This is a genomic window from Moraxella sp. K23 (genome assembly GCF_041154765.1).
Classification (GTDB): Bacteria; Pseudomonadota; Gammaproteobacteria; order Pseudomonadales; family Moraxellaceae; genus Faucicola; species Faucicola tetraodonis.
Genome location: NZ_AP031595.1, coordinates 1,400,119 through 1,426,731 on the forward strand (window position 1 = coordinate 1,400,119; position 26,613 = coordinate 1,426,731).

Annotated in this window: 20 protein-coding genes and 1 pseudogene; 8 read left to right on the plus strand and 13 right to left on the minus strand. The window is 43.4% G+C overall.

The features are described from left to right. Positions 1–128: 128 nt before the first annotated feature. On the plus strand, positions 129–2,792 hold the full coding sequence (locus ACAM37_RS06105; RefSeq protein ID WP_369625750.1) for an AAA family ATPase: 2,664 nt from the start codon (positions 129–131) through the stop codon (positions 2,790–2,792). 19 nt (positions 2,793–2,811) lie between these two features. Here the strand turns inward: ACAM37_RS06105 and ACAM37_RS06110 are convergent, their stop codons facing one another. Together ACAM37_RS06110 and ftsY are read right to left on the minus strand one after the other, a co-directional pair. Beyond that, positions 2,812–3,357, minus strand: a complete 546-nt coding sequence (locus ACAM37_RS06110; protein ID WP_219620315.1) for a methylated-DNA--[protein]-cysteine S-methyltransferase — start codon at positions 3,355–3,357, stop codon at positions 2,812–2,814. A gap of 1 nt (position 3,358) precedes the next feature. After that, positions 3,359–4,570 (minus strand): signal recognition particle-docking protein FtsY, encoded by a 1,212-nt coding sequence (ftsY, locus tag ACAM37_RS06115; RefSeq protein ID WP_472826311.1) that lies wholly within the window; start codon positions 4,568–4,570, stop codon positions 3,359–3,361. A gap of 314 nt (positions 4,571–4,884) precedes the next feature. Between ftsY and ACAM37_RS06120 the strand changes: the two genes are divergently transcribed. Together ACAM37_RS06120 and ACAM37_RS06125 are read left to right on the plus strand one after the other, a co-directional pair. Then, a complete protein-coding gene (locus ACAM37_RS06120; protein WP_369625751.1) occupies positions 4,885–6,399 on the plus strand; it encodes a M16 family metallopeptidase in 1,515 nt (504 codons plus the stop codon). A gap of 82 nt (positions 6,400–6,481) precedes the next feature. Beyond that, positions 6,482–7,954: a M16 family metallopeptidase gene (locus ACAM37_RS06125; RefSeq protein WP_369625752.1), complete on the plus strand. Its 1,473-nt coding sequence runs from the start codon at positions 6,482–6,484 to the stop codon at positions 7,952–7,954. Between the two features lie 39 nt (positions 7,955–7,993). On the opposite strand, the gene ACAM37_RS06130 is transcribed toward ACAM37_RS06125, so the two are convergent. Next, positions 7,994–8,932 (minus strand): D-Ala-D-Ala carboxypeptidase family metallohydrolase, encoded by a 939-nt coding sequence (locus tag ACAM37_RS06130; RefSeq protein ID WP_369625753.1) that lies wholly within the window; start codon positions 8,930–8,932, stop codon positions 7,994–7,996. 335 nt (positions 8,933–9,267) lie between these two features. On the opposite strand from ACAM37_RS06130, the gene rodA reads away from it, so the two are divergent. Beyond that, complete coding sequence (gene rodA / locus ACAM37_RS06135; RefSeq protein WP_159676136.1) at positions 9,268–10,413, plus strand: rod shape-determining protein RodA; 1,146 nt, start codon at positions 9,268–9,270, stop codon at positions 10,411–10,413. Positions 10,414–10,826: 413 nt separating this feature from the next. Next, complete coding sequence (locus ACAM37_RS12220) at positions 10,827–11,411, plus strand: septal ring lytic transglycosylase RlpA family protein (protein WP_099833790.1); 585 nt, start codon at positions 10,827–10,829, stop codon at positions 11,409–11,411. A gap of 113 nt (positions 11,412–11,524) precedes the next feature. On the opposite strand, the gene ACAM37_RS06145 is transcribed toward ACAM37_RS12220, so the two are convergent. From ACAM37_RS06145 to leuA, 5 genes are all read right to left on the minus strand, one after another. Continuing rightward, positions 11,525–12,712 (minus strand): vWA domain-containing protein, encoded by a 1,188-nt coding sequence (locus tag ACAM37_RS06145; protein ID WP_369625754.1) that lies wholly within the window; start codon positions 12,710–12,712, stop codon positions 11,525–11,527. 9 nt (positions 12,713–12,721) lie between these two features. Continuing rightward, the gene (locus ACAM37_RS06150) at positions 12,722–13,624 is read right to left on the minus strand and encodes an AAA family ATPase (RefSeq protein ID WP_369625755.1); all 903 of its coding nucleotides are present in this window, start codon (positions 13,622–13,624) and stop codon (positions 12,722–12,724) included. A gap of 148 nt (positions 13,625–13,772) precedes the next feature. Further along, positions 13,773–14,228 carry a hypothetical protein gene (locus tag ACAM37_RS06155; RefSeq protein ID WP_007116910.1) on the minus strand — a complete coding sequence of 152 codons (456 nt, stop codon included), beginning with the start codon at positions 14,226–14,228 and terminating at the stop codon, positions 13,773–13,775. A 66-nt stretch (positions 14,229–14,294) separates the two neighbouring features. Next, on the minus strand, positions 14,295–14,615 hold the full coding sequence (locus tag ACAM37_RS06160; protein ID WP_369626838.1) for a YcgL domain-containing protein: 321 nt from the start codon (positions 14,613–14,615) through the stop codon (positions 14,295–14,297). A 206-nt stretch (positions 14,616–14,821) separates the two neighbouring features. Beyond that, positions 14,822–16,552: a 2-isopropylmalate synthase gene (gene leuA / locus ACAM37_RS06165; protein ID WP_050324243.1), complete on the minus strand. Its 1,731-nt coding sequence runs from the start codon at positions 16,550–16,552 to the stop codon at positions 14,822–14,824. A 164-nt stretch (positions 16,553–16,716) separates the two neighbouring features. Here leuA and ACAM37_RS06170 point away from each other — a divergent pair, with 164 nt between their 5' ends. Continuing rightward, positions 16,717–17,175, plus strand: coding sequence for an Lrp/AsnC family transcriptional regulator (locus ACAM37_RS06170; RefSeq protein WP_159676132.1), 459 nt, complete (start codon positions 16,717–16,719; stop codon positions 17,173–17,175). Between the two features lie 142 nt (positions 17,176–17,317). On the opposite strand, the gene ACAM37_RS06175 is transcribed toward ACAM37_RS06170, so the two are convergent. Next, positions 17,318–18,775: an alanine/glycine:cation symporter family protein gene (locus ACAM37_RS06175; protein WP_369626839.1), complete on the minus strand. Its 1,458-nt coding sequence runs from the start codon at positions 18,773–18,775 to the stop codon at positions 17,318–17,320. Positions 18,776–18,937: 162 nt separating this feature from the next. Further along, complete coding sequence (locus tag ACAM37_RS06180) at positions 18,938–19,747, minus strand: hypothetical protein (RefSeq protein WP_369625756.1); 810 nt, start codon at positions 19,745–19,747, stop codon at positions 18,938–18,940. 476 nt (positions 19,748–20,223) lie between these two features. Between ACAM37_RS06180 and ahcY the strand changes: the two genes are divergently transcribed. Together ahcY and metF are read left to right on the plus strand one after the other, a co-directional pair. After that, entirely contained in the window at positions 20,224–21,612 is a 1,389-nt protein-coding gene (gene ahcY / locus ACAM37_RS06185) for an adenosylhomocysteinase (RefSeq protein WP_369626840.1), read from the plus strand. 183 nt (positions 21,613–21,795) lie between these two features. Beyond that, the gene (gene metF, locus ACAM37_RS06190; RefSeq protein WP_369626841.1) at positions 21,796–22,638 is read left to right on the plus strand and encodes a methylenetetrahydrofolate reductase [NAD(P)H]; all 843 of its coding nucleotides are present in this window, start codon (positions 21,796–21,798) and stop codon (positions 22,636–22,638) included. Between the two features lie 227 nt (positions 22,639–22,865). Here metF and dld read toward each other — a convergent pair. The 3 genes and pseudogenes from dld to mdh form a co-directional block, all read right to left on the minus strand. Next, positions 22,866–24,540: pseudogene (gene dld, locus ACAM37_RS06195) on the minus strand (D-lactate dehydrogenase). A 50-nt stretch (positions 24,541–24,590) separates the two neighbouring features. Beyond that, positions 24,591–24,875: a hypothetical protein gene (locus tag ACAM37_RS06200; RefSeq protein ID WP_369625757.1), complete on the minus strand. Its 285-nt coding sequence runs from the start codon at positions 24,873–24,875 to the stop codon at positions 24,591–24,593. Positions 24,876–25,006: 131 nt separating this feature from the next. Next, the gene (gene mdh, locus ACAM37_RS06205; RefSeq protein WP_369626842.1) at positions 25,007–26,137 is read right to left on the minus strand and encodes an iron-dependent methanol dehydrogenase; all 1,131 of its coding nucleotides are present in this window, start codon (positions 26,135–26,137) and stop codon (positions 25,007–25,009) included. Positions 26,138–26,613: the final 476 nt, after the last annotated feature.

A 26,613-nucleotide genomic window follows, 5' to 3' on the forward strand; every position in this document is an offset into this window, starting at 1 on the left:
ACCTATCTGTTAACTATAAGTGACCCTAAACCTTAGACTTCAGACCCTAAGCACTGTCACTCTAACTGTCACTGTCATTGTTTATCTTTCCCACTACCGCTTTTTAATGCGTTGATGAAACTTGTTTTATGAAAAATACCCTTGCAAAATCTGTTCGTACTGCCCCTGTGACTTCAAAATCCGCCGCTATCATTACCGATACCATCAAATCTGACAATTTACAGCCTGTTGCAATCTCGCACTTGCGCCGTTATACCGACCCAGCGACCTTGCCAAAAGATAGCCACCATACCAAAACGCTTGAGATTGGCTTTGGGCAAGAGCGCGCGTGTAAAGCGATTGCCACTGCGCTTGATATCAATGCCAATGGTTATCATATCTTTGCTGCAGGTGAAAACGGACTGGGCAAACGCACCTTAATCACTCGCCTGCTTCAAGCACACGCCAAACAAAAACCCACGCCCAATGACTGGGTGTATGTGCATAATTTTGTTGATGCGCGCACCCCGATTGCGCTTGACCTTCCTGCTGGCATGGGCAAGCAATTAGCAGAAGATGTCAAAACCTTTTGGCTAACCACCAAGCGTCAGCTCAATCAGCGTTTTCGCAGTGAGCACTACCAAAGTAAAGTAGAAGCCATAAAGAATGAAATTAGCCTTCGTGAAGAACAGGTCTATCATGCGCTGCATGAAGAAGGTAAACAGTATTCACTTGCATTGGCGCTGCGACCTTCAGACAATAAACCGATTTTTATCAAATCGGATTTTAGTGACAACCGAGCCGATGGCAATGACAATGACAGTTACAATGATATCGAGCCAAGCGATGGTTATTTATCAATCAAACCTGTTAATAAATTGGGTCGCCAAAAATCCAGTGGCAAAGCGCCAGTTTTACCACTTAAAGCCACTCAAACCTCTAGCACCACAACTAGCACCTCTAATAATACCTCGAGCGCAACCAATCAAGCCAGCTTTGGCTTAACCCCAAAATCGCCGTATGTTGCCAATTATCAAGATAAGAACCACATGCAAAAACGCTTGAGCCAACTGACCGTTGAGCTTGAGCAAATTGAAGATGAAGCCAATCAGACCCTGCAAGCGCTACACCATTCATTGACTCGGCGTACCTTAAAACCTCTGATGGAGCCGTTATTTGACAAGTATCAAGCCTTACCAAAGGTTCGTAAGTATTTGCAAGACGTGCATGACGATATCGTCAATCATGTAGAACGAATCATCAATGAAGATGATGAAGAGTTTTTGCCTAGCCATTTCTCGCCATTGCCAGCGCGCTATTTTGTCAATGTGATTGCAAGCCATGCGTCCGATCAAGGCGCACCGATTGTGTTTGAAGACTTACCTACCCATTTAAATTTACTCGGTCATGTCGAGCAAATTACCCATTTGGGCACCGTGTCAACGGATGTCAGTCTGATTCGAGCCGGTTCACTGCATCGTGCGAATGGCGGTTATTTGGTGCTTGAAGCAACTAATTTGCTTGAATATCCGTATGCGTGGCAAGGTCTCAAACGCGCGCTGCAAAGCCGCCAAATCAAGATGTCGAGCCTTGAGCAAATGCTGACACTGACCGGCAGTATCAGCCTTGAGCCACAACCGATTAAGCTTGATGTCAAAGTCATTTTACTCGGTGAACCAGACTTGTATTATGACCTGCTAGATTTTGAGCCTGAATTTAATGCCGTATTCAAAATCCGTGCAGATTTTCATGATCGCGTGGTACGCAGTCACGCCAACGAACAAGCGATGACCGCCAAAATTGCCGATATGATAAGCAAATACCAATTGCTAACGTTTGATAACACCGCTTTGGCGTGTTTATTGGATTATCTCAGCGAGCAAGCAGAAGACCAGCATGAGTTAAGCCTACATGGGGACAGATTGGCACAGCTATTACTCGAAGCCAATCGTCATGCGCTCATCAATCAATCAGAGCTTACGCCTGAAAACACAGTAACCGCTAGCCATGTCCGCCAAGCCATTGAGGATATTCGTCACCGCTCGGGCTATTTACGGCAATTGTTCTGGCAAGAGCTAGAAAAAGGGCAACAGCTGATTAGCACCCAAGGCAAAGCGATTGGTCAAATCAATGCGCTGACAGTCATCAGCTACGCAGATAGTGAGTTTGGTATGCCTGCTCGATTGACAGCGTCAGTGCATCACAGTGCCGCGCATGCCGATATTGTTGATATCGAGCGCGATGTGGATTTAGGCGGCTCTATCCATGCCAAAGGCGTGCTGATTATGAGTAGTTACCTAAAAGCGCTGTTTGCAGAAGACCACACGCTTAACTTTACCGCATCGCTGGCTTTTGAACAAAGTTATGGCGGTATCGATGGCGATAGCGCGACAGTAGCCGAAACCTGCGCACTATTATCTGCCCTATCGCAAACCCCGATTAATCAAAGCTTGGCGGTGACTGGCTCGATGAACCAATTTGGTCAAGTCCAAGCGGTCGGCGGCGTCAATGCCAAAATCGCCGGGTTTTATGATGCGTGTGTCGAGCAAGGTTTGACGGGTAAACAAGGGGTGATTGTACCCAAAGCCAATTTGGCGCAATTGATGCTACGTCAAGATATCATCGATAGCGTGACGGCAGGTAAATTTACCATCTATGCCGTAGAGCATGTCAATGAAGCCATGTATCTATTGACAGGTCTGGCGCCTGATGAGATGACCAAAAAAGGCAAGTATCGTAAAAATACCGTTTATGGTCGTATTTATGAACGCTTAGAAACTTGGGAAGAAAAAGATGCAGATGACAAACAATAACGCCTCATTGGGTTATTGTTTATCGCTGATAACTTGCTTGCTCTATATCAAGCAATGTTTGCTTAATCTCAACCCCACCGGTGTAACCGCCCAATTTGCCATCGCTGGCAATCACGCGATGGCAAGGAATAATGAGGCTTAGTGGGTTGCGACCATTGGCCTGCGCGACTGCGCGAAAGCCTTTGGGATTATCCACTTGTAGCGCAAGCTGTGCATAGCTGATTGTTTGACCGTAAGGGATTTGTCGTAATGCTTGCCAAACTTTTTGCTGAAAGGGTGTGCCTGTGGATAAATCTAAGGGAATATCAAAAACTTGTCGCTGACCTGCCTGATACTCCTTTAGCTGGGTGATGGTCTCTACTAGCACTTTTGCATCGGCATCAATCGAGTGACTTAACGCTACCGAATTCATGACGGCTACTTTTACCTTGAACTTGGCTAACAGCTTAGCTAATAGGGCTTGGGTCTTTTGCGTATGCCAATCGAGCGCAATCAAACAGCCTTGATGCGCCACAAGCGTCACCGTTGGCAAATTTTTCGCAAGTTGATAAGACGTCATTATCATGTTACTCATCTTTTTCAAATAGCGCTTTGACAAAATCATCGGCTTGAAATGGGCGCAAATCATCAATTTTTTCACCCACGCCAATAAAACGAATCGGCACGTTGGTGTTTTCAGCGATATTAAATACCACGCCGCCTTTTGCGGTACCATCTAATTTGGTGACGGTCACGCCTGTCAATGGCACTGCTTCATTGAATATTTCTACTTGATTTAGGGCATTTTGTCCTGTACCCGCGTCAAGCACAATCATGGATTCATGCGGCGCTGTCGGGTCGGCTTTTTGCATGACGCGAATCACTTTTTTTAGCTCTTCCATCAAATTGGTTTTATTTTGTAGACGCCCTGCGGTATCGGCAATCAGCACGTCAATGCCACGGGCTTTGGCAGATTGAATGGCGTCAAAAATCACCGAGGCACTGTCTGAGCCATGACCTTGGGCGACAACAGGGATATTATTGCGCTCCCCCCAAACTTGCAATTGCTCGGTGGCTGCCGCACGGAACGTATCACCCGCTGCTAACATCACTGATTTGCCTTCGCCTTGCAGACGTTTGGCAAGTTTACCGATGGTGGTGGTTTTACCCACGCCATTGACCCCAACGACCAAGATGACAAACGGTTTTGTGCTAGCATCCACCACCAGTGGCGCAACTTTGGGTGTCAAGATATCGGTTAGTTCTTTTTGTAGCGCTTTATACAGTGAATGAGAATAAATCAAATCACCGCGGGCAGTGGCTTCGGTCAAGTTTTTGATAATGCGATTGGTGGCATTCACCCCGATGTCGGCGACCAACAGTTGGTCTTCGACTTCTTCAAGTAGCTCATCATCAATTTCTTTACCACCAATCAAAATATTGGTTAAGCCTTCGGTCAAGTTTTTACGACTTTTTGACAAGCCTTGCTTCATGCGGCTAAACCAGCCCCCTTTTTGTTCAGGTTCTGCGGTTGGCTCAGCCGTATTGGCAGATGGCTGCTGTGTGGTTGCAGGCTGCCCTTGGTGTTGGCTTTGCGGCATTGGTGACACAGATTGAGGGGTCACAGGTGCTTGCAGCGTTGATGTTTGGGCGGCTTCAGCGATACGCGGCGTTTCAATAATTGGCACATCTTGCACAGGCAGATTGGGCATCGTAGCATCATCAAAATTAGTCGGTTGGTTATTAAAATTAATTACCACCTTATTAGAAGCATTGTTATTAAATTGGTTGCTACTCATATCATCGCCTATGGTTAAATTTGTCATTAAAATATTGAGATGTATAAAATTATAACAGTGTTTGTTCGCAGTTTGAAATAAACATGCTGTCAATCCCTTACACTCAGATTAATCATGGTCTTGCAAAAAACTATCCGTTCACAGCTTGTTGCGCTAAAAATTTGCAGCCCGTACTTAGTCGTATTTAATCGTGCAATGGCCTTTCAAATAGCAATCAATGCCAACATCCGTTATCATGGTTTATCTTTTATAATGCCCGCAAACCCCATTGCACCACAATCAGAAAAACCAGATTAAAAAATTAAAGAGAAACTATGTTAAACCGAAACCCTGTGTCAAAGCCTACATTTTTTAACCTTACCATCCTCGCTGCCACCCTGACCTATGCGCTCAGTGTATTAGGTTGCAGCACTGCGCAGACCATCGCAGCCAAAACCATGCCGACCAAAACTACCTCGACTGTAGCCAATACGCCTATTAACGCCCACCCAACTGCTAACGCGGTAACTGACACCACCCAGCAAACACCAAGCCCCACAGATGTTGACAGCGATAGGGCAGCAACGCGCCATGAATATACGCTGGCTAATGGCTTAAAGGTGATTATTAAAGAAGATCACCGCTCCCCTGTGGTGATAAGCCAAGTATGGTATCGCGTGGGTGCCGCGGATGAACCCACTAACTTAGGCGGTATGTCACATTTGCTTGAGCATATGATGTTTAAGGGAACAAAAAACGTGTCTTCAGCAGATTTTGAACGCCTCATCGCCAAATTTGGCGGTAGCAATAATGCCTTTACCAGCTATGACTACACCGCATATTATGAAATTTTCCCTGCCAATCGTTTAGCGCTCGCCCTAGAGCTTGAAGCCGATCGGATGAGCCATTTAGAGCTAAAGGACAGCGACTTTACCGCTGAGCGCCAAGTGGTGATGGAAGAGCGCCGCCAGCGGACCGATGATAACCCAAACGCCCGCGCCTATGAGCAGTTTAGCAAAATGGCGTATCCCAATAGCCCCAAAGGGGAATCGGTCATTGGTCCCATGGCAGAAATCGAATCCATTGGATTAAAAGACCTAACCGATTGGTATAAAACATGGTATGCACCCAATAATGCGACCTTGGTGATCGTGGGCGATGTCAATCCGACAGAGGCTATCAATGAAGTCAAAAAATACTTTGCCGATAAAAAACCGCAAACCCTGCCAACGCGCCCCAGTGTGATACAGCCAGGCTTTCGTGGTTATCAAGAAAAAACCATGCAACTACCCGTGCAAGTGCCAATGGTGATGATGGCGTTTAACGTGCCTACGCTTACCACAGCAAAAGACCCCAAAACCGCCTATAGTCTATCACTACTAGCCGATGTGCTCGATGGCGGTCTATCTGCACGCCTAGAAAAACGCCTAGTACGGGAAAAACAGCTACTAGCCTCAGTCGGCAGTGGTTACAGTGCCTTTAGTCGGGGCGATGGGCTATTTTTAATCCAAGCCACCCCACGAGATGGCGTGACGCTTGCCCAAGCCAAACAAGCAATCATGGATGAGATTGACGCGCTTAAAACCCAACCGATTGCACAAAGTGAACTGACCCGTGCCAAAACCAACACCATGACCAGCTTAATTTATAGCCAAGATAGTATCAGCGGACAAGCGCAGATGATTGGCAGTCTAAACAGCATTGGGCTTGATGATCGGATGGTGTTTAACCTACCCAAAACCTTAGATACCATCACAGAAAGTGACTTACACGCTGCCGCTAGCAAATATTTGGTTAACGACAATCTAACCGTGCTCAATGTGGTAAAAGAAAATAAACCCAATAAATAACTATAAAACCAGTAACTTAACTTATCCTGACTTAATTTGCCCACATTGCTGTCAGACCATCCTTAGAATGTTGAGAAAAAAAATGAAACCACGCTTAGCTAAAATCTTATTACTAATGACCACCATTGCCACGCAAGCGGGCTATGCAGAACCTGCCACCCATAGCGATGCTCACAGTAGTGGCAATGTTGACCCTACTGCACCCATTGCCGCTTTAGACAAGTTAACCAGTCTAAAAACCACGGCGCCGTTAAAAGTGACATTACCGCATATCATCCACTTTACGACGGATTCGGGTACCCCAGTGGCTTTGGTACAAACCCATCATTTACCGATTGTGGATGTCAGTGTGTATTTTAATGCGGGCTCAGCTCGTGATGAAGCCATTAAAAAAGGCGGTTTTGGGATTGCCAGTCTGACCGCGAGTATGCTGGATCAGGGCACACGCCATAAAAGCGAAGATGAGATTGCCGAGACCAGTGAGCAGCTTGGGATTGATTTATCTGCCCGGGCTTATAAAGATATGTTTATTGTGAGTTTGCGCAGTCTATCCGATGAAGCGCATTTATCCCCTGCGCTTGGTTTAATGAGCGATATGATGACCCAGCCTACGTTTCCAAACAAAAATTTTGAACGTACCAAAGCCCAGTATCTAATCAGTCTGCAACAAGCCAAAGAAGATCCAAATAGCATCGCAACCAAAGCCTTTGCTAACGCGCTTTATGGCAATCATCCCTACGCCCACCCCACCCAAGGCACAGAAGACAGCATTGCCAAAATTAATGCCACCGATCTTAAAGCTTTTAGCCAGCAGTTTTTGGTGGCGAACAACGCAAATATTGCCATTACAGGCGATATCAGTCTTGAGCGCGCGCGGGCGCTTGCCAATCAGCTAACCGCTCAAATGCCTGTTGGCACAGCTGCCCCAAAGCTTGCCGATGCCAAACCTTTGAGCGCCGCTAAAACGATTCATATCCCATTTGACAGCACCCAGACCACCGTCTTGATGGGGCAATTGGGTCAAAAACGCGTGACGGATAGCTTAGGCTTGCAGCATCAAACCAACTTTGCCATTGCCGATGAAATCGTCGGGGGCGGCAATTTTCAAGCCAGATTGATGGAAGAAATCCGTAAAAAACGCGGGCTCACCTATGGCATTTATAGCAGCACCACGCCGATGCTTGCCCAAGGTAGCTATACCATTAGCTTTTCTACCCGTAACCAAAAGTCGCAAGAAGCAATTGAGGCGACCAAGCAAGTCATCAAAAACACCCTAGAAAAAGGGGTAACGCCAAACGAATTGGCTTTAACCAAAGACAGTTTAATCAACAGTTTCCCCACTAGCTTTGCTAGCAATGCCGCCATGAATGCCACGATTGGTATGATGGGGTTTTATCAGCTGCCAGATAGTTACTTGACCGAGTACGTGACGCGCGTACAACGCGCCGACCTTAACGCTGTCAATCAAAGCTATAAAGACCTCATTGACCCTAACAAGTTTTTGATTGTGACGGTTGGTAACGCCACGCCAAACACAACAACAACCGCTAAATAGCCCATGTTAAAGGTTAACGGGTTAACAGTTGCGTTAGGGTTAAAAACGGCAGGGTGATGAGCTTGAGCTATGGCTTGCGCCCCATTTTCGAAAGCCTTGCGTATCAAGATGCACCGAGCCTGTCGGATACAAGCCAAGTCCAAAACTATAAGCTTGCCCGTTGGACTGCCAAAACTGGCAAAGCACATCAAAGGTGCTTTCTATCGCCCATTTATTGGCTTCGTTTTCAGGTATCCAAATATCAATTGCGCCATTGGTCATGTGCTTACTCTCGCCTGCACCGCCCGCACAATCATTCAATGCAGGATTGCGATACACGGAGCGTATCACTGTCGAATACGGTAAATAACCTTGTTTTTGCAGTTGCTGCAGCATTTGCAGGGTGGGTACGATATTTTGCCATAGCGATGCAGGCGGTACTTCATACGGCTCAAAACCGCAGCGCCGTGCATCTCTAGCACTCGTGATTAACTGATCCATCGGCGGAATGGTGCCTAATTGGCTTTGCAAATAATTTTGATAAGCCAACACTTCTGATTGCTGATAACTGTGGCTAGCTAACCAATCTTTAAAATCTGCATCATTGGTATAAACGACGTTACTATTGTATCGTGTGCTATTTTTGAGTGCGCGATAGTCTGTTGTAGGTCGTGTTGGGTTTTGACGGTTGAGAATAAGACCGCGCATATTGTCAGTCTGTGTGACAGTGGTATTTTTAGGGTTTGGCTGGGTTTGATGAACAATGGGCGTGGTAGGTTTTCGATTATCGACGGGTGTGACGGGGTGATTACAGGCGATAAGCAATGTCATTATCGTCCCTGAGCCAACAATGCCTGTTAAAATCTTGGTTTTGGTATTCTGAGTCTTTGTAGTGTTGATATTCTTGGTTTTGGCACTCTCGGGCTTAGTATATTGGGCTGTTTGCGCGTTGTCTTCGATAATGCTTGGTTTATTTTTGGTCTTGTTTTGATGTGTCATGGACTGCCTATTCACGTTTCGTCAAAATGGAAAAACACCACGGACTTATGAGCAACTGTCAAAAAAGTAGGCTTGATATACTTAGGTAATCATGCCTACCTGATAATTATTTTCACTTAACCTAATTTTTACTTACTTAATAGTTATGTTCACTACATAATTAAGGTCAATTAATAGCTCACTTAATATAGTGACTTATTTCTATGAAACAAGTGTTATAAACTATTACATTATTAAGACTACCAAAATCACATTAAGCCATATAAACTATTGAGCCTATTTTTGTGTCTTTTTACAGACTTATTGTCACCGGGTTAATTTGATGTTTGGTGTGTATGGTAGATAAGATTGGACAGTACCGTTTTTCTAGGCAAGCTCATCACTTTGGTAATGACAGTCTACCCTCCTTTTGGCAGCGCGTGCATTTAGACCCTTGGTTATTGATGCTATTGTTTGTCACAGCTTTATTTGGTTTAGCCATTTTATATAGTGCCTCTACTCAAGACATGGGAATGGTCATCCGTCAAACCATTAGTTTTACCATCGCGTTTGTGGTAATGATTGTCATGGCACAAATCCCGCCCAGTCTTTACCGTGATTTTACCCCGTTTTTTTATGTGGGTGGCGTGGCGTTACTGATATTGGTCAAAATTATTGGCGAGGTGCGACTGGGTGCGCAGCGCTGGATTGATATTCCTGGGTTTGGTAGTGTGCAGCCGTCAGAGTTTATGAAGCTGGGCATGCCGATGCTCACTGCTTGGTTTTTATCCAAACGCGACTTGCCACCAAGTTTATCGACAGTCCTTATCACGCTAGTGGCGATTGGTATTCCAGTGCTACTAATTGCTGAGCAGCCCGACTTGGGTACCTCTTTATTGGTGGCGTCTAGTGGCTTATTTGTGCTGTTTTTATCGGGTTTACCTTGGTGGATGATTGGCTCTGCGGTGGCGCTGTTTATTCCCTTTGTTTTTGTGGCTTGGGAATACCTGTTACACGACTACCAGCGCAGACGCGTCCTGACTTTGCTAGACCCTGAAAGCGATGCCTTGGGGGCTGGCTGGAATATCATGCAGTCAAAAACCGCGATTGGCTCAGGGGGACTCACAGGTAAAGGCTACTTGCAAGGCACACAATCTCATCTACACTTTTTACCAGAAGGTCACACCGATTTTATCATTGCGGCTTTTTCTGAGGAGTTTGGCTTAATCGGTGTCAGTTTACTGATGTTCCTGTATTTTTGTATTCTATGCCGTGCCTTATTTATTGCTTACTCCAATACTGCTGTCTATAGCAAATTACTTTCTGGCGCGATTGCCATGTCATTTTTTGTCTATGTGTTTGTGAATGCAGGCATGGTGGCAGGTATTTTGCCAGTTGTCGGCGTTCCTCTACCATTTATCAGCTACGGCGGTACTGCGTTAATTACTTTGATGGCAGGATTTGGTTTGGTGATGTCAATTGCCTCGCATAATGTTAAATAACTCTTATACTATTTTCAAAAATTTTTCGTTTGTAAATAGGCTATTTATAAAAAATTCTTTATGTAAATAGGTATTTTTAAATGTAAAAAACGTAAAATGGTTAGCATAAAAGATATCTTTTTTATGAGTATTTTTAAATAATTATGATGGTAAAACTTAATAATTTTACCGTTTATCTGTTTTTTTATACCGTTTATCTAAATAAATCGTGATTTTAACCGCGTAATTGCTTATTGTGGGTCATCAAGATTGAACAATTACATACCGAAACAAAGTAAAATTTGTAAACTAATTGTTAAATCTCATAAATTTTCTTGGTGCCCTATAAGCGATTTGTATGCATGACATATCAAGGCTTATGCGCTCCCAAATATAAGGCGCTCATGGTAAAGAGCGATTGTTCAGAGGACATTATGTCAAAACGTCAATCTAATCTAGCTAACGTAGCGACGTTACTTTGCTTTTGTGGCGTGACGGCGCTTAGCTCAACTACCCAAGCAGCCACGAGCAATTTAGATCACGTACTTAATGAGTTAACCCGCCAGCACAACAATGCATCAGACTTAGTCAAATCCGCGCGTCAACCTCGCAACCTTGCCTTAGAAAGCCAACTTATCAGCCAAGACACTTCACAAGCTAGCAAAGATGCAGACGTGTTAGAGCGTCTTTCTGCCGTTGCATCTAATACGGTCAATCGTTTTAGCCAGACGGGTGTCGCCTCTTGGTATGGTCGTCAATTTCAAGGTCGTAAAACTGCTAGCGGCGATACGTTTGATTCCAATTCGTTGACGGCTGCCCATCGCTCATTGCCAATGAACTGTTATATCAAAGTAACCAACAAATCAAACGGCAAAAGCGTTGTGGTAAAAGTCAATGACCGCGGTCCATTCTCAAGCCACCGTGTCTTAGATTTATCGTATGCCGCCGCCAAACAAATTGGCTTAGCAAGCACGGGTACAGGCAACGTCGTTATTGAGCGTGTGGCCGGTCCAAACTAATGTTTAGCTAACTAGCAGCTTCTAGGTTACTAGCAGATTTAGGTAAACTAGCAGCCTATCAGCACAAAAAAAGCATGAAATTGTTTCATGCTTTTTTAATTGCCTTAACAATACTACCGCGCTAAATACTTGGTCATATCTTCAATACCATGCAAGGTCATCGGGTACATATGACCTTGCATGATATCTTTGATTAAGCCGATGGTTTGCGTATATTGCCAGTAGCTTGGTGTCTCAGGGTTGAGCCATGCGACTTTATCAAAGTGGTTAGTGATACGTTTTAGCCACGCCTGCCCCGTATCTTGGCTCATATACTCAACGCTGCCGCCGACAGATAGCAACTCATAAGGCGACATTGCCGCATCACCGACAAAAATCACCCGATAATCACTGCCGTATTTGTGTAGCACATCTAATGTGGGCACGGCACTGGCGTTACGGCGGGCATTTTCTGTCCAAACATATTCATACACACAGTTATGAAAATAAAAAAATTCAAGCGTCTTAAACTCGTTTTTGGCAGCGGCAAATAAGCGCTCACAGGCTTCGATATAGCTGTCCATGCTACCACCGATATCAAATAGCATGAGCACTTTGACACGATTGCGGCGTTCGGGACGCAGCTGCACATCGAGCATCCCCGTTTGCGCGGTTTTCTTGATGGTTGAGCCAATATCAAGCTCATCAGCCGCCCCATCACGGGCGAATTTACGCAGTTTTCGCAGTGCCATATGCATGGAGCGGGTTTCTAACTGGTTATCCGTGTCCAAATCGCGGTATTTGCGCTGCTCCCACACCTTGACCGCTGAGCGTTTTCGGCTTTCACCACCCACGCGGATACCTTCAGGATGGTCGCCATACGCACCAAAAGGCGATGAGCCGCCTGTACCAACCCATTTGTTACCGCCTTGGTGTCGCTCTTTTTGTTCTTTTAGCCGTTCCTCTAGGGCTTTCATGAGTGCTTCAAGCGAACCATATTTTTTGAGTAGGCGCCGCTGGGCTTCGGTGAGATTGTTGGGGTCAAGTTTAAGTTCCAGCCATTCTTTGGGGATATTACCCAATTTTGCCATCAGCTCGTCGATATCGAGTGTATCAATACCTTCAAAATAATCTGCCATGGCACGGTCAAATTTATCAAAGTATTTTTCGTCTTTGACCATACATAGGCGAATCAGCTCGTAGAATTGTTCACGGTCGGCAAACACAATGCCTGTTTCTAGCAAAGCATAAAGGTCTAGCAATTCACGAGTGGAAACTGGCACGCCATATGTGCGTAAGGTATAAAAAAGATTGATAAACACACCAATCCCCTATCGACTACGACGCAGCATAAAGCCTATACGTTCAAGTAAACTCAAGTCATTTTCATTCTTTAACAACGCACCCGCCATGGGTGGTAAGTTATCGCTTGGATTTTTCAACCGCTCAATCGCATTTTGACTGCCCGCTTGCAAATCATCGGCCATCAGCAAACTAATCCAATCTACCAATTCAGAAGTGGATGGCGGTTTTTTTAAGCCTTTGACTTCTCGTAGACCGTAGAACACCTTGAGTGCTTCATCCACCAAGTCTGCCTGTAGATTGGGGAAATGCACATCCACAATTTCGCGCATGGTTGCTTGGTCAGGAAAATCAATATAATGAAAAAAGCAACGACGCAAGAAGGCATCAGGCAGTTCTTTTTCATTGTTTGACGTGATAATAACGACAGGACGATGATCGGCGGTAATCGTTTCGCCAGTTTCATACACATAAAATGACATTTTATCGAGCTCATGTAGCAAGTCGTTGGGGAACTCAATATCCGCTTTATCAATCTCATCAATGAGCAGTACCACACGCTCAGGACTGGTAAATGCTTGCCATAGCTTGCCTGCCTTGATGTAGTTAGCAATATCATACACGCGGTCATCGCCCAATTGACTATCCCGCAGGCGTGATACCGCATCGTACTCATACAAGCCTTGTTCAGCTTTGGTGGTTGATTTGATGTGCCAAGTTAACAGTGGCATATCTAAACTTTTTGCCACTTCTTCAGCCAGTAGCGTTTTACCCGTGCCAGGTTCCCCTTTGATGAGTAACGGTTTTTGCAATTGAATCGCAGCGTTGACGGCAAGTTTTAGGTTGTCAGTGGCGATATAACTATCGGTGCTTGCAAAACTGCTTTGGGTGACGCTATTTTGGATGGCAGCATTTTGCTGATGGTCAGACATAAAAAAACCTATGATAATCGTCAAAAATGAGTTTCAGACTATCATAAGTTTTAGGGAAAGTTAAGCTATAAGTAAAAGGTTAAGCTGTAAAAGATTAAGCTATAAAAAGTTAAGCGGTTACAGCTTGCTGGCTTATCACTATCATAGCTTAGCGGCTAGGCTGGCTGATATTGGCGTTATTTAGCGCATGTTTTTTGTTGGTTTTATCGATGCCCATTCGAAGAATTTGCCAAATAAAACCCAAAATACAGCCCACTGTAATGACAACCATAATTGGTAGCAACCCATTAAAGATAATTGCTGGATCTTTGAGTAAAATCCCATACACCACGGAAATACTCGCTGGTGCGATGTCAGGCGGGGTGCCAAGGGAAGTGGTGGGCGTGAGCAAAATCGCAAATAGAATAATCCAACTCAAGCCTGCAAGCGTTTTTGGCAAAATCCGTACCACTAAAATCCAAAGCAGTAATACGACAATGGAAGATCCCACATAAGCATATAAGGGTAATTTGTCTGGCGGCACACCTTGAACCAGCTGCGCCCACCAAATGATGATTTCGCCTAGCACATTACCGATTTGGTCGAGTGATAAAAATGCAAACATAATTTTGCCTTGCCAAAAATAGATAGCTTATTTTAGCATGATTCAAATCATTTGGTTAAAGTTTTGCTATTGCCACTTGCTCTGCTGCGCTTCTGCCATATTCAATTTTGCTTGGCGTAACAGCACATCTTCAGGCGGCATTTGCACAAAATACCCTTGGCTTTGTAATTTTTCTAACACTTCTGCTTTACTGACCCGTGCAAGCTTTGGCGTATTTGCCAAATCCAAATGCATCACAAAGGTTTCGCGTCCAATCGCTTGGCGAAAATCCTTGGGTAACACCGATAGCCAATCACGAATCTCGTCAGTGTCATTGGGATAATTTGGGCGAGCAATGTACACATACAGGTCATCTTTTTTGCTAAATTTATAAATATCGCAATGCATCATACAACTCTATTATTACGGTAAAATTTAAAGTACCTCTATCATACCATAAAATAGTATGTCTGGAATTGCACCCCTTTTGCTATTAGCCCTGTTTACTATTAATCTAGGCATTTCACATGTTAGCCCATAAAAAAAGAGCAACTAGGGCAATTGCTCTTTTGGGGATAAAAGCTACTGATAAATTTGCGCTTTATAAAAGCTAATTAATGATGCTCAGTATCGGCAATCTGCGCTTGTGCCAACGCAGACAATGCGGCTTTTAACATTGCTGATACGGTGCTTGAGCAAGTGCCGATACCTGAATAAATCTCACCTTCAATATTCAACTGTAAGTAAGCAACGGCATTGGCATCACTGTTATTTTGGGTGAGCGGGCTTTGACTTTCAACCGTTAATGCATGCTCTGCATAGTTGATAACGTGAATATTTTTGTTCAATTTGGCAGAGATGGCATTGATAAAGGCAGACAACGGACCATTGCCATTACCAACAACGTCTATGATGTCATCTCCCATGCGTACAGAGCCTGAAAAGCTCACTGAGCCAGCGGTGTTTTTGATTTCATAATCTTGCAACGCCAAAGTAGATTGGTTCAAATAGGTGTCTTCAAACACGCTAATGACATCATCTGATGTCAATTCTGTCTGACGGCTTTCGGCTTCTTGCTGAATGACACGGCTAAAGTCAATCTGCGTCCAGCGCGGCAAATGAAAACCAAAGTCACGTTGCAAGATATAAGCAACACCACCTTTCCCTGACTGGCTATTGATACGTACAACATCTTGATAGCCGCGTCCGATATGAGCAGGGTCAATCGGCAAGTATGCCACATCCCACAAGCCTTGGGTAGCTTCGGCATTTTGCTCGTTATAATCTAGCGATTTTTTGATGGCATCTTGGTGCGAGCCACTAAAAGCGGTAAATACCAACTCGCCCACATAAGGATGGCGTGGATGAATCGGTAACTGATTGCACTCACTCACCACTTGGGCGATTTCGCTCATGTTACTAAAATCAAGCTGTGGGTCTACGCCTTGGCTATACATATTCATCGCCATGACCATGATGTCCATATTGCCTGTGCGCTCGCCATTGCCAAAAAGCGTGCCTTCGATACGGTCAGCCCCTGCCATCAAACCCAACTCACTGGCAGCCACAGCACAGCCACGGTCATTGTGGGTGTGAAGGCTCACAATCACATGCTCTCGCATGGGTAAGTTTTGGCAAAAATATTCAATCTGATCGGCATAGATATTGGGCGTTGAGCTTTCTACGGTTGATGGCAAGTTAAAGATTACTTTTTGACCTAAGTCCGGGCGCCAAACTTTACACACCTCATCACAGATTTTGACCGAAAAATCGACCTCGGTTTGCGAGAAACTTTCAGGGGAATATTCAAAAATCCATTCGGTTTCAGGGTATTCTTTCGCCAAATCACGCAATAATGTTGCACCTTCAACCGCAATCGCAATGATGTCATCATAATCTTTTTGATACACTTTTTCGCGCTGCACTTTTGAGGTTGAGTTATACACGTGGACGATGGCACGTTTGGCACCTTTTAGCGACTCAAAGGTACGGCGAATCAAATGTTCGCGTGCCTGCACCAATACTTGCAAGGTCACATCGTCGGGTACGTGTCCGCCTTCGATTAATTTGCGGGTAAAGTCATACTCGACCTGCGCCGCTGAGGGAAAACCAATCTCAATTTCTTTGAAACCCACTTGCACCAACAAATCAAAGAAGCGCATTTTTTGTTCAATGCTCATCGGCTCAATCAAGGCTTGGTTACCATCTCGCAAATCCACCGACGTCCATATGGGTGCTTTGGTGATGGTTTTATCGGGCCAAGTACGCTGGGTCATCTTTGGTGCAAATGCAAAGGGTTGGTATTTTTTATGATTAAAAGCCGCGTTTTTGGGTTGTATTGACATGCTAATTCTCCACATTTAATTTTACTTAAAATTCTATGATGAAATTATATCCATTTTTTTGTAGTTGAAGTAACTAAATTTTGCTATAAAAAACACAGAATTTGATATTTATGGCTACTATAATTATATTGTTTAGTTAAAATCACTAATTTTGAGAGTTTGCCATGACTTCATTAGATAAAATAGACAGACAAATTTTAGCGCTATTACGAGAAAATGCACGCATGAGTAACCTTGAATTGGCAGAAAGCGTAAACTTAAGCCCTACCCCCTGTGCGCGCAGAGTCAAGCAATTAGAGGATGCCGGTGTGATCACGGGTTATAGTGTCACCACCGACCCTAGAAAATTAGGTTATCAACTGTCAGTCTATATTGCCATTAGCATGGATAAACATACGGCAGAACGCTTTAGCAATTTTGAAAAAAAACTACGAGAATTTCCTGAAGTGGTCAGCTGTAGTATTGTGACAGGGCGCAGCGAAGATTATCTTATCAAAGCTTTGGTCAAAGATATGGCGCATTATGAAGAATTTTTATTGCATCGTCTAAACCGTATTGAAGGTATCGCACAAGTACATACCAGTTTTGAATTACGGCAGGTATTTGAAAAATCAATCATCTGATTGGGTGTTAAAGGCTGTTTTAAACCCTGTTTTAAAAACCTATAAAGAAACGCACTATTTTATGTATCGGTCTCGCTTATGATGCCCAGCCAAACAATAAAAAAGCCATTGATAACCAACGGCTTTTTTTATTGTCTAATCGTTATTTTTCCCAAATTCCCGATGTAATTTTGGCTTTCATGGCGGGGTATTTATTGATGTTAAAAACAGGATGCTTAACACCTGATTTGATTTGAGCGGAATAATCTTTTGCCAAAATAAACACATATTTTGACAACAGAACGATACTAACAAGATTAATGTACGCCATAATCGCCATCATCAAATCCCCCATATCCCACACCATAGGCACTTCAGCCACAGAACCAAAATACACAAAGGCGAGCACTAAAATACGAAAGATATTTAAAATCATTGGATGATTCTTAAGATATTGCACATTGGTTTCGGCATAGGCGTAGTTGCCAATAATACTCGAAAAAGCGAACATGAACAGCACTACCGCTAGGAAAATTTGCGCCCATGAACCCACATGACTTTCTAATGCCGCTTGGGTCAATTGAATCCCTGTCAAATCAGCGGTGGGTAATTTTGATAATAAAATAATAAACGCGGTACAAGAACAGACAATAATGGTATCCACAAAAACGCCCAAACTTTGAATAAGCCCTTGTGTGGCGGGATGAGGCACATCCGCAGCAGCAGCGGCATTGGGGGCAGAGCCTTGACCTGCTTCGTTAGAGTACAAACCCCGCTTAATCCCAAGCATCATCGACTGCGATACCAAACCACCTAATGCCCCACCCGCTGCCGCATTAAAAGTAAAAGCATCGGTCAAAATTAAATTAAATACCTGTGGAATCATGGTGATATTGGTCACAATAATATACAACGCCATCAGCAGATATACCCCTGCCATCACAGGTACTAGCATTTCTGAAATGGTGGCAACCCGTTTTATCCCACCAAAGATAATCGGTGCAGAAATAATAACCAACAATATCGCCACAATATGTTTACCAGTCCCCCATAAAGCACAGGTATTATCGCCCGTACAACCGACCGCTGATTGTACGGCCTGGGCAATGGTATTGGCTTGAATGGCATTATATACCAAGCCAAAGCACAAAATCAGACTCACTGCAAATGCCACACCTAGCCAACCTTGCCCTAAACCCTGACGGATATAGTAAGCAGGTCCACCGCGAAAATGCCCATTGGCATCTCGCACTTTAAATAATTGTGCCAATGACGACTCAGCGAATGCCGATGCCATCCCAATCAAGGCAATAAACCACATCCAAAATACCGCACCCGGTCCGCCAACACTCACGGCAATAGCAACCCCTGCGATATTCCCTGTACCGACACGACTCGCCAGTCCTGTCATAAACGCTTGAAACGATGAGATACTCTCACTATGCTCGTGATGCTCGGTGCTTCGACTAGCCAGCAAATTCTTGACACTATGTCCAAATAAACGAAATTGAACAAACCCTGTCATGACGGTAAAAAACACACCAATACAAATCAAAATCCACACCAACCAATCCCACATGGGTGAACTGATAAGATTGACACTACAATGAATGCTATCCATCACACTTGCTTGCGCCAAGCAAGCTAAATCTTTGTTATACATCAACAAATCCAGCCTCAAAAATTGATAGCGGATAGTATCAATAAAGCAAACTTTTGGCAATGATTCGGCGAAAAAAAACGACACCAAAAGTGTCGTTTTTCTACAGCTTACGCTAACAAATTAGAAACGGTAAGTTGCACCGATTTTAGCGATTGGGTACCATTTTGAATAATTTGAATCATCCAAATCTTGTTGTAAATCAGATTTTAAACGATTATTGTCAAATTTTGCAATTTCTTCACCGTTGGTATCTAGAACTCGTGTTTTAGCATCAGTCACTTTTAAGCCACCAGTATAAGCTGCACCGATTTCACCAAATACACCAAAGTTATTAGTGATATTAGGACGGAAACCAATAGTTAAGTATGGGTTCATAGTGTTTTTATTTTCAGCTGACGCTTCAATGTTACCATAGTAAGTGTTACCATTGATGTTAACTGGTTTGGTTTCAGTCGCTTGTTTTTTCAAGGTGATTTCGTTGTCACCAAAAATCGTACCAACACCCACAGTAAACCAATTTCCAGCTGGACGTAAATTCACACCAATATATGGGTTGCTTGAATCTGTTTCTAAGTCATATTCAACATCTTCAATTTCGATGGTGTCTTTTAAATCGCCAATATCACCGCCAGCCCAACCAGCTACAAGCTCAGTTTTATCGTTTAGCGCCCAACCAATATTGGCACCATAACCTAAAGTACCTACTTCGGCACTGATAGCAGCAGGATGTGTTACGGTATCAAAAAACGTTCTAGTACCAGTAACCAATTGAGTTGTTGTGTTTTTTACTACACCTAAGTTTGGATCGTAGGTGGTAGTAGATACGGCAACAGGCTGTGCAACAATTTGTTGATCAACAACGACAGTTTCAGCAAAAGCAGAAGTTGCGATTAAAGCAGCAGGAATAGCCGCTAGTTTCAAAAATTTCATATAAATCTCCTAAGGACAAGATAAAGTAAATTTACCATTTCTCTTAAAAATCTAAAAGACTTTCAAGCGATGAATGACATATAAAGAAAAAGTAAATTAGTTGACATATTTTGTTACGTTTCTCTTAGGTATATTAAAACGTAATTTTTCAGCAATGTCTTTTAATTTTGTATAACTTTTCTATATGTTTATGTAATTACATTGGATGAAGTGTAATATTTTATCAAAAATGTTGCTTTTTTAAAAGACTTAAGTTGATGTTGCAATTAAGAGAATGACTTTTATGTTAATTTTTTTTACAATACGCCTATCGAGAGATGCTGCAGCTTAAGGTTCGCTTAATTTATATTTGCTTGCCTGCGCTAGGCTCGTTTTTTGTGTTTTAACCAAAATAAATCCAAAATAAATAACGGCATCTGCGTTTTTACTTTAACTTTTTTTACCGGTTTTAAGGAGTGGACGCAGTGTCCCTGTCTATCAATTCTACTGATTCAAATTTTTCTGATTACAAAGTTGCCGATATTAGCCTTGCCGACTACGGTCGCAAAGAAATCAAACTGGCTGAAACTGAAATGCCTGCTTTGATGGGCTTACGCCAACGCTACCAAGCCGAGCAGCCTTTAAAAGGCGCCAAGATTGTGGGCTGTATCCACATGACCATCCAAACGGCTGTGCTCATTGAAACGCTCGTGGCGCTGGGTGCAGAAGTGCGCTGGACTTCTTGTAATATTTTTTCAACCCAAGACCATGCCGCTGCCGCCATCGCAGCAGCCGGTATTCCTGTGTTTGCTTGGAAAGGCGAAACTGAGGAAGAATACCAATGGTGTCTTCGTCAGCAGATTTTTGAAGGTGGTGAAGCCACGGGCAAGCTGTGGGATGCCAATATTATTTTAGATGATGGCGGTGACTTGACGGCGCTAATTCATAACGACTACCCGCAAATGCTCGACAACATCCACGGTATCTCAGAAGAGACAACAACAGGGGTACATCGTCTAATTGAAATGCTCAATGCAGGCACGCTAAAAGTACCCGCCATTAATGTCAATGACGCAGTGACCAAATCAAAAAATGACAACAAATATGGCTGTCGTCATAGCCTAAACGATGCCATTAAACGTGGTACCGATATGCTTTTAGCGGGTCGTCGTGCGCTTGTTGTCGGTTATGGCGATGTGGGTAAAGGTTCTGCTCAAAGCCTACGTCAAGAAGGTATGATAGTACGAGTGACGGAAGCCGATCCAATTTGTGGTATGCAAGCTTGTATGGATGGCTATGAATTGGTCTCGCCATTTGTGGAAGGTGACCCTGCCAAAGGCGTCAACAAAACCCTCATGCAAGATACTGACTTGGTGGTCACTACCACTGGTAACTACCATGTCTGTAATAGCGATATGTTAAAAGCCTTAAAAGCCACCGCAGTGGTTTGTAATATTGGTCACTTTGATACCGAGATTGATACCCAGTTCATGCGCGACAACTGGAAATGGGTGGAAGTGAAGCCTCAAGTACACCAAGTCTATCGCTCAGAAGATGAAAACGATTACTTGCTTTTATTGTCTGAAGGTCGTTTGGTCAATTTGGGCAATGCCACAGGTCACCCATCACGTATTATGGATGGCTCTTTTGCTAACCAAGTATTGGCGCAAATGCATTTATTTAAAGAAAAATTTGCCGATTTGCCTGCGGACAAAAAAGCGGACAATCTATACGTCAAAGTGTTGCCAAAAAAACTCGATGAAGAAGTGGCAGCGGCGATGGTCGTAGGCTTTAACGGGGTACTGACTAAATTAACGCAGCAACAAGCCGATTATATCGGTGTACCAGTTGAAGGTCCTTTCAAACCTGATAGCTATAAATACTGATAGCTAGAAATACTAATAGCTAAAAATACTATTTGTTAAAGGTTCAATCAAAGTCATGCCAACGAGCATGACTTTTTTATGCAGTTTAACTCAATGTTTATGCTAAAAAATTCAATTTTTTTACTGTTATACCCGTTATAATGGTGCTATTTTTTTAGCATTTTGGATACTTTCATGACCACCATGACAACGCCGTTTTCTTTTGAGTTTTTCCCCACCAAGACCGATGACGGTCAAACCAAATTATTGGCAACCTTTGATGAATTAAATGCTTTAAAACCTCAATATTTTAGCGTGACCTATGGCGCAGGTGGGTCAACCCGTGAGCGTACCTTAGGTATCGTTAAGGCACTGAGTGAAAAAAGTGACACGCCCATTACCCCGCATTTATCCTGTATTGGCGATGATAAAGCCAAAATTGGCGAGTTATTGGATTATTATAAATCGTTAGGCATTAATCGCTTGGTGGCGCTGCGCGGTGATTTGCCATCGGGTATGGTGGGTCTTGGCGAGCTGCCGTTTGCTGTCGATTTGGTTAAATACATACGTGAGCATAGCGGTGATTATTTTCGTATCAAAGTCGCTGCTTATCCAGAAATGCACCCGCAAGCCAAAAGCTTTGAGGCCGATATCCAAAACTTACTGAATAAATACCACGCAGGCGCGACTGAAGCGATTACCCAGTTTTTCTACAACGCTGACAGCTATCTATATCTGCGAGATGCCCTTGCCAAAAAAGGGGTGACACAAGATGAGTTTCCGATTATCGCAGGCATTATGCCCATCACCAATGCGTCAAACTTGATTCGGTTTGCCGATGGCTGTGGGGCAGATATTCCACGTTTTATCCGTAAACAGCTTGCCGACTATGGCGATGACAAAAAAGCCATCCGTCAATTTGGGTTTGAAGTGATGATCAATCTATGTGAGCGTTTGATTGCCGAAGGCGTGCCGTCAATGCATTTTTACAGCATGAACCAAGTCAGCCCAAATAAACAACTGATTGAAGCGCTCGGGTTGGTTTAAGTGCGTATAGAAATTACGCACTATCTGACAGTAAACAAAAAATGAGCATGGCGATGTTAAACTGTCTGTTTAACACCGTAAAATCGGGGCATCGCAAAATAACGCTTATCTTAAACAATTTATCTGGAACAGTTTATCTTGAGCAGTTACTGTTGGGTAAAATTTTATAGTGCGATTGCCCTGATAGTCGGATGCTTACCTAATTATGCTTACCTAGTTAAATGTCGTCATACGTTAGATTTGCGCCAGTATTTTAACTTTGAAGTGTGACCAATCCCCACATTAAAGCTGTTGGTAGGATCTAGCTTTCGATAAAAATTGGCTAATGCTGGCTTAGCAACATATAAATGACCCACATTGTGCTCTGCGGGATATTCTGCTCTACGCTCGTCTAGCAGCTGCCACATCTGATGCTCAATATCCAGTGGATTAGTGCCTTTTTTGACAATATAATCTTGGTGAAATACATGACAAAAAAAGTGCCCATAATATAATTTATGCAACATATGTTGCTCTAGATCTGCGGGGATTTTTTCTACCCATTCTCTATCGTTACGTCGCAGCGCAATATCTAATGCCACAATATCCTCAACCTCTGCTCGGTGGGTATCACGATATCGTATCGCCGCGCCTGCAATCGCAAAACGGTGTAAGAAAGCTTTGCGACCTTCTTCCTCCGTACAGGCAAAATACTCATTTAAAAACTGCTGTGTCTGTTCTGCGCTTTGCTCATCTACTCGTAGAATCAAATGATGCTCAAAACGCTGATGAAACGCTAGCATGCGCTGCGGTAAATGACTGGGTAAGAAAAAAGTGATGGCTTGTAAAATTTGATCAGTTAAACCCCGTATCTTGATTTTCTCTAGCCACCCGTCAATGCGATCTTTGAGGGCTAATGCTCTGGGTATATTCACCGTGCCAAAACGTTCAATAAACAAGAAAGTATCTTTGCCATACTTTGCACCAATACTAAAGGCATCACGATGAATATATTCCCCAGCAATCGGCAAGCTTGGTAGTGATGTCAGCAAATAACGACGTATGGCCGTTAAGTCATCATGGTCATTTGAGCCGATATAAAAAACTTTACTCTCAACTTTTTCAAAGGTATCGAGTCGCACCGCAAACACACAGACTTTACCCGCTGAACCCGATGCTTCATATAATCGTGTCGGATCGGCATTAAATCTAGCCGGACTGTCTGCATCGACTTGTTTAACGTCATGCGCATAACGATTGTCTGATGCCAGCTGAGTGGTTTGGGTGGTTATCTGACTGGTTTTATAGTCTTGTTTTTGCAGTCTGGTGAGTATCTCTTCGGCCGTGTTGCCTAAATCAATACCTAGATGATTAATCAATTGTAATTCACCCGATTCATTGACACGGGCATACAACGCCATTTCAGTATAAGCAGGTCCACGACGTACCAGTGCGCCACCTGAGTTGTTACACACCACCTAAAACTGAAGCCCCAATACATGATGACCCAATCACAGAATGCGGTTCACGATTATAAGGTTTTAAAGTACGCTCAAGATTATCCAAAGTTGCGCCTGGTAAACACACCACTTGTTTGCCATCTAAAATCACTTGGATACCTTGTAGGCGCCGAGTACTCATAATGATGACTGGACGATCATATTCATCACCATAAGGTGTAGAGCCGCCTGTCAGTCCTGTATTGGCAGCTTGCATAATTACCACACAATCTGCCTCAATAATTGTTTGTAGTGCCTGCCATTGTTCGAGTAAAGTACCTGGACATACCACAGCCAACACTTTTCCCTCACCAAAACGTATACCTTGTCGATAATGACGGGTATCTTGTTCATCGATGAGTACATGAGACTTCCCGACGATCTTCGTTAATTTATCGAGTGTCGGCTTATACTGTTTTAACATGATAAATATCCTTATTGATTAAACTTATTGTTTAAATGCGCCATGAGGTTTTATTGGCGATTGTATTGACTTGTTGATAGCTGAACTGGTCTGGTTTTATCAAAGATAGGATTGTGTTCGATGGTATGACTGGGCTTCGCATTAAGAGGGTCAAGTATGCGTCTACCATCGGTGGCTCGATTGTAGAGGCGGTTATCGCTGATTTGTGCTACTAGATTTTTTACTACCAGATTTTGTGTTAGATGATGCTTGGCATAGTGGCTAAGTGTGTAGCTTTCTTGGGTTAACCGTAAGTATTGGCAGTGGTATAAGCGAGTGATGAGTTTTTGTTTCATCCCTTTATGCTACTATATTTTAATCAATTTACGCAAAAATTTATGCGCTTTGTATCAGCGCTTAATGTAAAAGGAGACTATTAAAGTCCCCTTTTTCACTGCTGTGAGTATGTCTTAGGTTGATGTTACATTTACATAGCAGCGGCAAAGATTGCTACGACCTGATCATGATTTGCCTTGCGTGGGTTGGTGAGCATACAAGCATCGTTTTGGGCATTGGTTGCCATGATGGCAAGGTCTTCTTGTTTGACACCAAGTTCAGTGAGTCCTGTAGGAATACCTACTGCTTGGGATAGCTCACGAATTGCATTGATGCCTGCTTTACCTGCTTCTGCTCGAGTCATGTCTTTGATGTCGATGCCCATAAATTGTGCAATATCTGCATAACGCTCAGGTGTTGAAATCAGGTTAAACTCACAGACGTGCGGTAACAAAATCGCATTACAGACACCATGTGGCAGATTGTAGAATCCACCTAACTGGTGCGCCATTGCATGTACATAACCTAGCGAGGCATTATTAAACGCCATGCCTGCTAAGTATTGGGCGTAGCTCATAGCCTCACGCGCTTCAATATTTTCGCCATTTGCTACTGCTTGACGCAGCCATTGTTGAATCATTCGTATGGCTTTTTCAGCACAAGCGTCTGTAATCGGATTTGCAGCAGTCGATACATACGCCTCTACCGCATGGGTTAGCGCATCCATACCTGTTGCCGCAGTTAAAGATGCAGGTTTAGCAGTCATCAATCGAGGGTCATCAATAGCAATGAGTGGTGTACAACGCCAATCTACAATCGCCATTTTAACGTGGGTATCGGTATTGGTGATAATACAAAAACGTGTCATCTCTGATGCCGTGCCTGCCGTGGTATTGATAGCAATCAATGGTGTCATTGGCACTTTACTTTTATCAATACCTTCATAGTCACGGATATGACCACCGCCTGCCGTCACTAGACCAATCCCTTTTGCACAGTCATGTGACGAACCACCACCCAATGAGATGATAAAATCACAGCCGTTATCCTGATACGCTGTGACGCCATCGTGGACATTTTTGTCAGTTGGATTTGGCTCTGCGCCTGCAAATACGTAGCTATCAATACCTTGTTCGCTTAAATGTTTAATGATAATGTCTGGAACACCTGCTTTGTTCAGCCCTTGGTCAGTTACAATAAGCGCTTTTTTAGCACCTAGGTCTTTGGCTTTTGAGCCCACTTCTTTGACACAGCCAGGTCCAAATAATGATACGCAGGGAATAAAAAAGCCACTGGTTTAATCGGAGATTTGCTTATAAGCCATGATTAAATTCCTTTTAATCTTTTATGTTAGGGGTGTATAGTAATTTTATTCATACGTCTAGTTTTTTTTCATCATTACAACTAGATAGGATGTACTAATATATTTTTATAAAATATATTCTTATAAAATCACTATGACTTGATTTTAGTTCAGTCATCCAATGCGCTCTACCTACTATTAACCTACCTTAGTCAAAAAGTTACTAGAGTTAATGTCTTTTGAAAAAATAAAGCACGCTACTTGCGCTATGTCCCTCATGGTTTATGCTGTCAACCTTACAGCAACACACTGCATAGCTTCCATCACGCAGCCTGACAGCAAAACCTTGAATCTCTACTGACTCCAACACAAAGCTTTTTTGTATCCGGTCACACAACAAGTCATATTACTATCAAAATTGGTATTACCAATTTACAAAAAACCTTATAAATATC

Excerpts from the sequence above, each read along its gene's own strand:
- ACAM37_RS06180 (WP_369625756.1), bottom strand. The coding sequence starts at position 19,747 with ATGAAATTTTTGAAACTAGCGGCTATTCCTGCTGCTTTAATCGCAACT.
- ACAM37_RS12220 (WP_099833790.1), top strand. The coding sequence starts at position 10,827 with ATGTCAAAACGTCAATCTAATCTAGCTAACGTAGCGACGTTACTTTGC.
- ACAM37_RS06110 (WP_219620315.1), bottom strand. The coding sequence starts at position 3,357 with ATGATAATGACGTCTTATCAACTTGCGAAAAATTTGCCAACGGTGACG.
- ACAM37_RS06105 (WP_369625750.1), top strand. The coding sequence starts at position 129 with ATGAAAAATACCCTTGCAAAATCTGTTCGTACTGCCCCTGTGACTTCA.
- ACAM37_RS06125 (WP_369625752.1), top strand. The coding sequence starts at position 6,482 with ATGAAACCACGCTTAGCTAAAATCTTATTACTAATGACCACCATTGCC.
- rodA (WP_159676136.1), top strand. The coding sequence starts at position 9,268 with ATGGTAGATAAGATTGGACAGTACCGTTTTTCTAGGCAAGCTCATCAC.
- leuA (WP_050324243.1), bottom strand. The coding sequence starts at position 16,552 with ATGTCAATACAACCCAAAAACGCGGCTTTTAATCATAAAAAATACCAA.
- ACAM37_RS06170 (WP_159676132.1), top strand. The coding sequence starts at position 16,717 with ATGACTTCATTAGATAAAATAGACAGACAAATTTTAGCGCTATTACGA.
- ACAM37_RS06160 (WP_369626838.1), bottom strand. The coding sequence starts at position 14,615 with ATGCATTGCGATATTTATAAATTTAGCAAAAAAGATGACCTGTATGTG.
- ftsY (WP_472826311.1), bottom strand. The coding sequence starts at position 4,570 with ATGAGTAGCAACCAATTTAATAACAATGCTTCTAATAAGGTGGTAATT.
- metF (WP_369626841.1), top strand. The coding sequence starts at position 21,796 with ATGACAACGCCGTTTTCTTTTGAGTTTTTCCCCACCAAGACCGATGAC.
- ACAM37_RS06155 (WP_007116910.1), bottom strand. The coding sequence starts at position 14,228 with ATGTTTGCATTTTTATCACTCGACCAAATCGGTAATGTGCTAGGCGAA.
- ACAM37_RS06200 (WP_369625757.1), bottom strand. The coding sequence starts at position 24,875 with ATGAAACAAAAACTCATCACTCGCTTATACCACTGCCAATACTTACGG.
- ACAM37_RS06175 (WP_369626839.1), bottom strand. The coding sequence starts at position 18,775 with ATGGATAGCATTCATTGTAGTGTCAATCTTATCAGTTCACCCATGTGG.
- ACAM37_RS06150 (WP_369625755.1), bottom strand. The coding sequence starts at position 13,624 with ATGTCTGACCATCAGCAAAATGCTGCCATCCAAAATAGCGTCACCCAA.
- ACAM37_RS06120 (WP_369625751.1), top strand. The coding sequence starts at position 4,885 with ATGTTAAACCGAAACCCTGTGTCAAAGCCTACATTTTTTAACCTTACC.
- ACAM37_RS06130 (WP_369625753.1), bottom strand. The coding sequence starts at position 8,932 with ATGACACATCAAAACAAGACCAAAAATAAACCAAGCATTATCGAAGAC.